We start from the raw sequence: 10,290 nt of genomic DNA, 5'->3' as shown, positions 1-10,290 counted from the left end.
CTACGAGGTCGACCGGCGGGGCGAGCTGACCGTGCGCACCTTCCTGACGGTGCACGCCTCGCGCAGCGCGGCGGCGTACCGTCGGCGGTCGCGCATCACCCAGGACATCGCGCCCATCGCGGCGCGCTCGGCGGACGGGCGCCGGCGGACCTCGTCGACCCCACGCTCGCGCAGGTGCACCAGCACCTGCGGGATGTCGATGCGTACCGGGCAGGCGTCGAAGCAGGCACCGCAGAGGGTCGAGGCGTACGGCAGGGTCCGGTTCGCTCCGGCCCGGGGGCCGGTGAGCTGCGGGGAGAGGATCGCCCCGATCGGTCCCGGATACACCGAGCCGTACGCGTGACCACCCACCCGCTCGTAGACCGGGCAGACGTTCAGGCAGGCGGAGCAGCGGATACAGCGCAGCGCCTGCCGGCCGACCGGGTCGGCGAGGGTGTCGGCCCGGCCGTTGTCGAGCAGCACGATGTGCAGCTGCTGCGGCCCGTCGCCGGGGGTCACCCCGGTCCACATCGAGGTGTACGGGTTCATCCGTTCCCCGGTCGACGAGCGCGGCAGCAACTGCAGGAAGATCTCCAGGTCCTGGAAGGTCGGGACGATCTTCTCCACCCCGACCACCGAGATCATCGTCTCCGGCAGGGTCAGGCACATCCGTCCGTTGCCCTCGGACTCGACCACGACCAGGGTGCCGGTGCGCGCCACGGCGAAGTTCGCCCCGGAGATCGCCACCCGCGCGGAGAGGAACCGTTCCCGTAGGTGGCGGCGGGCCGCTTCGGCCAGCGCCGGCGGGTCGTCGGTGAGGCTGGCCAGGTCGACACCGGGCATCCGGCGGGCGAAGATCTCCCGGATCTGCGTCCGGTTGTAGTGGATCGCGGGGACCAGGATGTGCGAGGGCGTGTCGTCGGCCAGCTGGACGATGAGCTCGGCGAGGTCGGTCTCGATCGCTTCGATGCCGGCCGCCGCGAGGGTCTCGTTGAGCCCGATCTCCTGGGTGGCCATCGATTTGATCTTGACGACCTGGTCGACGCCGGTCCGCCGGACCAGGTCGGTGACCACCCGGCCCGCCTCGGCCGCGTCCCGCGCCCAGTGCACCTGGGCGCCGGCGGCGGTGGCCGCCGCCTCGAACTCCTCAAGCAGTTCGGGCAGGCGGGCCAGCACGTCGTCCTTGACCGCCGCCCCGGCGACCCGCAGCGCCTCCCAGTCCGGCAGCTCGGCGACCATCCGTTCCCGCTTGCCGCGGATGGTGCGGGTGGCCCGGTGCAGGTTGGCCCGCAGCTGGGCGTTGCCCAGCTCGCGGGCCGCCGCAGTGGGGAACGGCAGCCGGGCGGTCACGTTGCCGGTGCTGCCGCCGCTGGCGCTGCCGGCGTTGGTGCTGGTCAATGCGACTCCTCCGCCGTGCCGGCCAGGATCTGCGCGTAGTGCACTGCTCGTACCGGGCTGCGGGACCGGCTCAGCCCGCCGCCGATGTGGGCCAGGCACGAGTTGTCGGCCGCCGCCAGGTAGCGGGCGCCGGTGCCGCGTACCGCCCGGCACTTGTCGGCCAGCATGGCGCTGGAGACGGCGGCGTTGCGCGTCGCGAAGGTGCCGCCGAAACCGCAGCACTCCTCGGCGTCCGGCAGATCGCGCAGGTCGATCCCGCGGACCGCGCGCAGCAGCCGCAGCGGCCGGTCGCCCAGCCGCAGCATCCGCAGCCCGTGGCAGGTCGGGTGGTAGGTGACCGGGTGCGGGAAGGCGGCTCCGACCTCGGTGACGCCGAGCACGTCGACCAGCAGCTCGGACAGCTCGTACACCCGGGGTCGCAGCTCGTCGACCGCGGCGGCGAGCGCCTGGTCGTCTGCGGCCAGTCGCGGGTACGCGTCGCGGACCATCGCCACGCACGAACCGGACGGGGCGACCACCACCGGGTGGTCCTGGAACGTCTCGACGAACCGGCGTACCAGGGGTAACGCCTCGGCCCGGTATCCGCTGTTGCCGTGCAGTTGCCCGCAGCAGCTCTGGTCGAGCGGGAAGTCGACGGTGTGCCCGAGGCGCTCCAGTAACTGCACGACGGCCCGCCCGGTGCCCGGAAAGAGCATGTCGTTGACGCAGGTGACGAAGAGTGCGACGCGCATCGGCTCAGCCCTGCCGAAAGAAGGGGAGGTGGCGTTGCCGGGCGGCGAGCAGATGCTCGCGTACCGCCGTCTCGGCCCGGTTCGGGTCGCCGGACGCCACCGCGTCGACGATCCGGTGGTGCTCGGCCCCGCTGGTGCGGTAGTGGGTCGGCGGGAAGTGCAGCCGGAACAAGTGCAGGTGCGGTCGGAGGCGGACGACCGCGTCGTGCAGCATCCGGTTGCCGGACTGTTCGGCGAGCAGGTTGTGGAACCGGGCGTCCTGGGCGGTGAAGGCGGCGATGCTCGCGTAGCCCTGCGCGCCGGGCACCGGACCGGGCAGGTCGGCGGCCTCGCGGAGCAGATCGAGGACGGCCGGCTCGGTGGTGGCCGACCGGGCGGCGGCCCGTCGAGCGGCGGCGGTCTCCAGGATCAGCCGCATCTCGACGAGTTCGTCGAACTCGTCGCGGGTAAGCAGTGGCGTGGCGGTGTATCCGACCAGCGGGCGCTTGCGGACCAGCCCGTCGGCTTCCAACCGGGCGAGCGCCTCGCGCACCGGGGTGGGCGAGACCTGCAGGTCGCGGGCCAGGGCGTCGATGTTGATCCGGGCGCCCGGGACGACCACGTGGTCCATCACCTGGGCGCGGACGGTCTCGTACACGTCGTCGGTGAGGGTGAGACGACGCGCTGGCCGCACGGGGTCCTCCTCGGTGCTCGACCTGCGGGCTGTCGACCCTGATTGCCTGGTCTGGGGATGCCTGGTCGGGTGGTTGCCCGACCTGGCAGCGGGTAGATCAAAGATCCTATAGGATCGCTCGGATTGAATCGAGTGTCCGACGCCGACGGCCCGGGTTCCGGCCGGGACCGGCCGGCGCGGACGGCGGAAGGGAGTCCGGTGCGCGCAGCGGAGCCGAATCCGGCGGCGGAGACGATCTACCTCGGCTGCTACACGGCCGAGGGCGGTGGGAACGGAGCCGGGGTGATGGTCGCCCGACGGGACCCGGCGACCGGCCAGCTCAGCGAGCCGACGCTGGCCGCCGAGTGTGCCTCGCCCTCGTTCCTCGCCCGGCACCCGCACCGTCCGGTGCTGTACGCGGTCAACGAGTTGGACGAGGGCGCCGTCAGCGCCTGGTCGGTCCGCGGCGACCGGCTGCGCCTGCTGGGCAGCCGGTCCACCGGCGGGTCGAGCCCGTGCCACCTGGCGTTCGCCGCGACGGGTGGTCATCTGGTCAGCGCGAACTACGTCAGCGGCAGCGTCGCGGTGCATCCGGTCGATGACGACGGGGCGCTACTGCCGCGTACCGATCTGCAGACGCATTCGGGGAGCGGGCCGCGACCGGACCGGCAGGAGGGTCCGCACGCCCACATGGTCTCCCCGGACCCGGCCGGTGCCGGGCTCTACGTCGTCGACCTGGGTACCGACGCCGTGCACCGCTACCTGCTCGACCCGGCTACCGGCACGCTGACCGAGCCGGACCCGGCCGTCGCGGCGACGCCGGGCAGCGGCCCTCGGCATCTCGCCCGGCACCCTGACGGCCGGTGGGCGTACCTGGTGGGGGAGCTGGATGCCAGCGTGACGGCGTACGAGATCGACGGGGCCGGCGGGCTGACCGAGCGGGCCCGGGTGCCGGCGAGTAGATCGTCCGGCGGTGCGGCCGGCGGTGCGCAGCCCGCCGAGATCGCGGTCGGGCCGGGCGGCCGGTTCCTCTACGTCGCCAACCGCGGCCCGGACACCGTCGCGGTCTTCTCGCTGGCCGTCCCCGACCAGCCGAGGTACGTCGCCGAGGTGTCTGCCGGTGGCCACTGGCCGCGTCACTTCGCAATCCTCGGCGATCATCTGTACGTCGCCAACGAGCGGTCGGGCTCGGTGGGCGTGTTCGTGATCGACTCCTCTGACGGGGTGCCGACCCCGGTCGGTGACCCGGTCGCGGTGCCGACACCGACCTGCGTGCTGCCGGGTTTCTGAGGACTGTGCGGCTGATGTCCGTGCCATGCCGGCGCGGGCTGTTTGTCCAGGCAGACAGGGTCCTGCCGGTCTTCTCGAAACGTACGGAAGCGGCGCGGCTACCTGAAGTCACCAATTTCCATTCAAGTGTTTCTCCTCCGTAACTTTCGTCCGAACGTACCTGGCACGCTGGCCTGCGCATCCGGAGTATGGGACCGTGCCAGGCCGCCATCGAATGCGACGTCGAGTTCGCGGAGCCAGCGCCATCGCAGCGGCGATGGCGCTGGTCGTCGTCACCGCCGGGGTCTGGTTCGGCTACCAACGTCTCACCGCCGAGTCCTGCACCGGGGCGCTGCCGCTGGTCGTCTCCGCCGCGCCGGAGATCGCGCCCGCCGTGCAGGCGGCGGCGGACCGGTGGCGGGCCGACAGCGGCGCGGTCGGGGACACCTGCGTCGCGGTCGAGGTCACCGCATCCGACCCGGTCGACGTGGCCGCTGTGGTGGCCGGGCAGCACGGTGTCGCGCTGGCCGGGGTCGGCCAGGCCAGCGGTACGGCGATTGCGCCGGACGTGTGGGTGCCCGATTCGTCCACCTGGCTGCTCCGGCTGAGTTCACTGGCCCCCGGGTTCACCCCGGCCAACAACGAGTCGGTGGCCCGCAGCCCGGTGGTGGTCGCGATGCCCGAGCCGGTGGCGACCAACCTGGGCTGGCCCGACCAGCAGCTGACCTGGACGGATCTGCTGCAGCAGATCACCACCGGCACCGAGCTGCGGACCGGCATCGTCGAGCCGACCCGCGACGCCGCCGGCCTGTCCGGCCTGCTCGCCCTCGGTGAGGCGGCCGGCGAGGCCGGAGCAAACGCCCAGCAGACGACCACGGCGGCGCTGCGCGCCCTGGCCACCGGCCGGTCCGCGCTGCGGGAGGACCTCATCGCCCGCTTCCCCCGCTCGGCCGACCCAGCGTCGGTCGCCTCCGCGCTCGGCGCCGCCGCCCTGTCCGAGGAGGACGTGATCGAGTACAACGCCGCGCAGCCGCCGATCGCGCTCGCGGCGCTGTACCTGGAACCGGCGCCGATGTCGCTCGACTACCCGTACGCGGTGCTGCCCGGCGCCGACCCGGCGAAGGCCGCGGCGGCGGCCGCTTTCTACTCGGTGCTGACCGGTGCCGGGTTCCGGGACCGGCTCGGTGACCAGGGGCTACGGGCGCCGGACGGCACCTGGGGTGCCGGCTTCAGCGCGCCCCAGGGGGCACCCAGCCCGGCCGGCACCGCACCGGCTACCGTCACCCCGGACTCCGGCGGTACGGCGGCCGGCGGCCTGGACCCAGTGGTGATCGACCGGGTCCTCGCGACCTGGACGTCGGTCACCCTGCCCGCTCAGATGCTCGCGGTGATCGACGTCTCCGGTTCGATGCTGGAGCCGGTGCCCACCGCGGACAACGTCACCCGCGCCGACCTCACCCGGGAGGCGGCCCGCCGAGGGCTCAGTCTGTTCGACGATTCGTGGGCCCTCGGACTGTGGATCTTCTCCACTCAGCTGGACGGCGAGCAGGACTGGCGGGAACTCGTACCGATCAGCCCGTTGAGTAGCCGTCGGGCGGAGCTGGAAGCGTCGCTGTCGGAGGTCGTGCCGAAGCGAAACGGAAATACCGGTTTGTACGACACGACGCTCGCCGCTTATCTGACGGTGCAGGACGAATGGGCAGCCGGGCGTGTCAACTCGGTGGTCATCTTCACTGATGGTAGGAACGAGGACGACAGCGGGTTGACCCAGGATGAGCTGTTGGCCGAGCTGGCCGAGGCGGCTGATCCACAGCGGCCCATCCAGGTGATCTACGTTGGCATCGGCGACGGGGTGAGTCAGGAGGAACTGGAGTCGATCACCAATACCACCGGCGGCGGGGTGTTCGTAACCGAGGATCCGGCCAACATCGGTGACATCTTGCTCAAGGCGATCGCTCTCCGCCCGACAACCGTGCGCTGAGTCGGTGATGTGGCGGTTCGAGGGGTTTTGTCGAGCCACCGAGTGACTGAGGGTTGTGAAATGGCTCCATATTGTACCTCTATTGTGGAAGCCCTCTGGCCGACTGACGGTAATCTGTCGCAAGCTTCGGCCGTGCCGGACGGTGGGCCAAGATATCGGGGTGCCGTGGCACCACCGGTACCAACGACGGGCCAGCGAGGTGCCCGGGGTCTGCGTCGACTCGAGCAAGCTGGGGAGGGCTAGTGACGTCGGCGACTTTGGTCAACGCTGCGGTGGTGCAACCGGACTCCACACCGGGAGCGCCCACCGCAGTGCTGCACGCGCGACAGCGTGCCTACATTCGGGCGATCGCCGCCCTTGACATCGGCGTGCTCTGCGCCGCCGTGCTGGCCGGCTACCTGGTGCGTTTCGGTGCCGAGGAAGCCACCGGAGCGGATTTACCGTACGTCCTGACGACCCCCTGCCTGATGATCGCGTGGCTGGCCTCGCTGAAGTTGCTGCGCTGCTACGACGACCGGGTGCTCGGCTACGGTGCCGACGAGTACCGGCGGGTGATTACTGCCAGCCTGCGGCTGGCCGGCACCGTGGCGATCATCGGCTACGTCGCCAACGTCGGGATCAGCCGAGGCTTCCTGGCGGTGGCCTTCGCGGTCGGCACCGTCGGTCTGGTCGCCGGCCGGTTCGGCGCCCGCAAGTACCTGCACCGTCAGCGGGCCACCGGGACGGGGTGGTTCCGCAAGGTACTGGTGGTCGGGGACACCCCGCACGTGCTGGAGCTGGTGCACACGCTGCGGCGAGAGCCGTACGCGGGCTACCGGGTGGTCGGTGCCTGCATCCCGGACGCGCTGCTGGCCCCGGTGCCGCAGCGGCTCGGTGACGTGCCGGTCGCCGGTTCGTTCCGCAACATCCCGGACGCCGCTGCCGCCACCGGTGCCGACACCGTCGCGGTCACCGCGTCCGGGGAGCTGACCGCCACCCGGCTGCGCCGGCTCGGCTGGCAACTGGAGGGCACCGGCATCGACCTGGTGCTGGCCCCGGCGCTGACCGACGTGGCCGGGCCGCGGATCCACACCCGGCCGGTCGCCGGGCTACCGCTGATCCACGTCGAGGCACCCGAGTTCCGAGGCACCCGCAAGCTGGTCAAGGGCTTCGTCGACCGGTCGGTGTCGCTGCTGGCGGTGACCCTGCTGCTGCCGATCCTGACCCTGCTCGCCCTGGCAATCAAGATCGACAGCCGAGGCCCGGTCATCTTCAAGCAGGTCCGAGTCGGCCAGGGCGGGCGGGAGTTCCACGTCTACAAGTTCCGCACGATGGTGGTCGACGCCGACAAGCTGCTCGCCGAGCTGGCGGCCAAGAACGAGACCGACGGGCTGATGTTCAAGATGCGCGACGACCCGCGCATCACCCGGGTCGGCCGGTTCCTGCGCAAGTACTCGCTCGACGAGCTGCCACAGCTGGCAAACGTACTGTTCGGCCACATGAGCCTGGTCGGTCCGCGACCGCCGCTGCCGTCGGAGGTGGCCCGCTATGACGGAGACGTCGCCCGCCGGCTGCTGGTCAAGCCTGGAATGACCGGCCTGTGGCAGGTCAGCGGCCGGTCCGACCTGTCCTGGGAGGACGGCATCCGGCTCGACCTCTACTACGTGGAGAACTGGTCGCTGGCCAGCGATCTGACCATCCTGTGGAAGACCTTCGGCGCGGTCGTCAACGGCCGCGGCGCGTACTGACCTGGGCCGCGGTACCTACTCACCTCGGCCACGGGCGGGCTCTGACGGCCGTTGGCGTCAGCCAGCGGCCAGCCAGGGGGCCGGGTGGTCGCGTACCGCCCGGACCACCGCGCCGGCCGCACCGGTCGCCGCCGCCTCGGCACCGAGCAGCGAGGCCCGGACGGTCACCGGCGACCAGCCGACGGTCAGCACCCGTCGACCGATCTCCGCCTCGACGACCGGCGACAGCCACGGGGCCAGCGGTGCGTAGATGCCACCGAGCACGATGGTCTGCACATCCAGCAGGTTGACCACCCCGGCGAGCACCACACCGAGCGCGGCGGCCGCCGCCGTCAACGCGCGGCGCACCTGTGGCTCGGAGCCGGCCGCCCGCTCGGCGACCTGGCGCAGCGCCTCGGTGGCGGTCAGCCCCTGCCCGGCCAGGCCGGCCGAGCGCAGGATCGCCTCCTGTCCTGCGTACTGCTCCAGACAGCCGCGTGCCCCGCAGCGGCAGCTCGGCCCGTCCGGGCGGACCGCGAGGTGGCCGAGCTCGCCGCTCCATCCCCGGGTGCCCCGGAACAGGCGGCCGTCCAGCACGATCCCGGCACCGATGCCGATCTCGCCGGAGACGTAGACGAAGTCGGCCGGCTCGCCGTGGCGGGCGTGCAGCTCGCCGAGGGCGGCGAGGTTGGCCTCGTTGTCCACGGTCAGCGGTACGCTGGCGAGCGGGCCGCCGGCGGCGGCCAGCACGGCCGGAACGTCCACGTCCTGCCAGCCCAGGTTCGGCGCGAGCCGGACGAGTCCGTCCCGGGTCACCAGCCCGGGTACGGCCAGCGCGGCCCCGGCCAGCGGCAGCCCGCGCGCCTGTGGTGCGGCCAGCACCTCGCCGGCCAGCGTGGCGAGCCGGGTCAGCACCTGCTCCGGCGGGTGCGGCCGTTGATCCGCCGGCAGCACCGCCCGGTGGCGTACCGTTCCGGACAGGTCCACCAGGCAGGCGGCCAGGTAGTCGACGTTGATCTCCAGACCGAGACCGGCCGGGCCGTCGGCGGCGAGCGCCAGCCCGGTCGCCGGCCGGCCGGCGCCGGTCCGGGGCACCGGCGCGACCTCGGTGAGCAGGTTGCCGCCGATCAGCTCGTCGACGAGCGCCGAGACGGTGGCCCGGGTCAGCCCGGTGGCTGCGGCGATCTCGGCGCGGGACGGCGGACGACCGGCGGCGGCGACCTGGCGGGCCACCAGCCCGAGATGGTGCTCGCGCAGACCAGCCTGGCGGAGCGGGGATTCTGGCGTGCGCATGGCCTTGACAATGCCACACCACAGGAAAATAATTCAATCACTAAACAAATCTGTCGTGTTACGCGGAGGTCACCATGACAGTCCAGCCCACGCCGGCCGACAAATTCTCCTTCGGGCTCTGGACCGTTGGATGGCAGGCCCGCGACCAGTTCGGCGACGCCAGCCGAGGCCCGCTCGACGCCGTCGAGGCGGTGCACCAGCTCGCCAACCTCGGCGCCTACGGCATCACCTTCCACGACGACGACCTGATCCCGTTCGGCTCCGACTCGGCCAGCCGCGACCAGCACATCGCCCGGTTCCGCAAGGCCCTCGACGAGACCGGCCTGGTGGTGCCGATGGTCACCACCAACCTCTTCGGCCACCCGATCTTCAAAGACGGCGGCTTCACCAGCAACGACCGCTCCATCCGGCGGTTCGCGCTGCGCAAGGTGCTGCGCAACATCGACCTCGCCGCCGAGCTGGGCGCGAAGACCTTCGTCATGTGGGGCGGCCGGGAAGGCTCCGAGTACGACCACGCCAAGGACATCCGGGCCGCGCTCGACCGCTACCGGGAGGCCGTCGACCTGCTCGGCCAGTACGTCCTCGACCGCGGCTACGACCTGCGGTTCGCCATCGAGCCCAAGCCCAACGAGCCGCGCGGCGACATCCTGCTGCCCACCGTCGGGCATGCGCTCGCGTTCATCTCCAGCCTGGCCCACCCGGAGCTGGTCGGCCTCAACCCCGAGGTCGGCCACGAGCAGATGGCCGGGCTCAACTTCACCCACGGCATCGCCCAGGCCCTGTGGCACGGCAAACTGTTCCACATCGACCTCAACGGCCAGCGCGGCGTCAAGTACGACCAGGACCTGGTCTTCGGCCACGGCGACCTGCTCAACGCGTTCTCCCTGGTCGACCTGCTGGAAAACGGCGGCCCCGACGGCACCCCCGCCTACGACGGCCCCCGGCACTTCGACTACAAGCCGTCGCGCACCGAGGACTACACCGGTGTCTGGGCGTCCGCCGCCGCCAACATGCGCACGTACCTGCTGCTCAAGGAACGGGCCGCCGCGTTCCGGGCCGACCCCGAGGTGCAGGAGGCCCTCGCGGCCAGCAAGGTCCCGGACCTCGCCGTGCCCACCCTCAACCCCGGCGAGACCTACACCGACCTGCTCGCCGACCGGGCCAGCTTCGAGGACTTCGACCCGGAGGCCGTCGCCGAGCAGGGCTTCCACTTCGTACGCCTCAACCAGCTCGCGGTCGAGCACCTGCTCGGCGCCCGCTGATCCCGTACCGTCCAACGCG

General features: G+C 71.7%; 8 protein-coding genes. 4 read left to right on the top strand and 4 right to left on the bottom strand.

Annotated elements, in window-relative coordinates; genetic code table 11:
* Genes ACFHWT_RS19060 through ACFHWT_RS19050 form a run of 3 tightly spaced genes read right to left on the bottom strand, consistent with a single transcriptional unit; the run spans position 1 to position 2,781 of the window.
* Positions 1 to 1,377, bottom strand: a complete 1,377-nt coding sequence (locus tag ACFHWT_RS19060) for a lactate utilization protein B (protein ID WP_416596004.1) — start codon at positions 1,375 to 1,377, stop codon at positions 1 to 3.
* Positions 1,374 to 2,108 carry a (Fe-S)-binding protein gene (locus ACFHWT_RS19055; RefSeq protein ID WP_416596003.1) on the bottom strand — a complete coding sequence of 245 codons (735 nt, stop codon included), beginning with the start codon at positions 2,106 to 2,108 and terminating at the stop codon, positions 1,374 to 1,376. Before ACFHWT_RS19055 ends, ACFHWT_RS19060 begins: the two co-directional genes overlap by 4 nt.
* 4 nt (positions 2,109 to 2,112) lie before the next feature.
* Positions 2,113 to 2,781 carry a GntR family transcriptional regulator gene (locus tag ACFHWT_RS19050; RefSeq protein WP_416596002.1) on the bottom strand — a complete coding sequence of 223 codons (669 nt, stop codon included), beginning with the start codon at positions 2,779 to 2,781 and terminating at the stop codon, positions 2,113 to 2,115.
* 198 nt (positions 2,782 to 2,979) lie between these two features.
* Here ACFHWT_RS19050 and ACFHWT_RS19045 point away from each other — a divergent pair, with 198 nt between their 5' ends.
* The 3 genes from ACFHWT_RS19045 to ACFHWT_RS19035 all read left to right on the top strand — a co-directional run bounded on the left by ACFHWT_RS19045 (position 2,980) and on the right by ACFHWT_RS19035 (position 7,737).
* Complete coding sequence (locus ACFHWT_RS19045) at positions 2,980 to 4,050, top strand: lactonase family protein (RefSeq protein ID WP_416596013.1); 1,071 nt, start codon at positions 2,980 to 2,982, stop codon at positions 4,048 to 4,050.
* A gap of 214 nt (positions 4,051 to 4,264) precedes the next feature.
* Positions 4,265 to 6,010 carry a substrate-binding domain-containing protein gene (locus ACFHWT_RS19040; RefSeq protein WP_416596001.1) on the top strand — a complete coding sequence of 582 codons (1,746 nt, stop codon included), beginning with the start codon at positions 4,265 to 4,267 and terminating at the stop codon, positions 6,008 to 6,010.
* A gap of 242 nt (positions 6,011 to 6,252) precedes the next feature.
* Positions 6,253 to 7,737: a sugar transferase gene (locus tag ACFHWT_RS19035; protein ID WP_416596000.1), complete on the top strand. Its 1,485-nt coding sequence runs from the start codon at positions 6,253 to 6,255 to the stop codon at positions 7,735 to 7,737.
* A 57-nt stretch (positions 7,738 to 7,794) separates the two neighbouring features.
* Here ACFHWT_RS19035 and ACFHWT_RS19030 read toward each other — a convergent pair whose 3' ends face one another.
* Entirely contained in the window at positions 7,795 to 9,009 is a 1,215-nt protein-coding gene (locus ACFHWT_RS19030) for an ROK family protein (RefSeq protein WP_416595999.1), read from the bottom strand.
* Between the two features lie 74 nt (positions 9,010 to 9,083).
* On the opposite strand from ACFHWT_RS19030, the gene xylA reads away from it, so the two are divergent.
* On the top strand, positions 9,084 to 10,271 hold the full coding sequence (xylA, locus tag ACFHWT_RS19025) for a xylose isomerase (protein WP_278167556.1): 1,188 nt from the start codon (positions 9,084 to 9,086) through the stop codon (positions 10,269 to 10,271).
* Positions 10,272 to 10,290 lie beyond the last annotated feature (19 nt).

Source organism: Micromonospora sp. LOL_021 (genome assembly GCF_048060215.1).
GTDB lineage: Bacteria > Actinomycetota > Actinomycetes > Mycobacteriales > Micromonosporaceae > Micromonospora_E.
The sequence above is the reverse complement of the archived record's forward strand: the minus strand, read 5'-3'. Positions and strand labels throughout refer to the sequence as shown.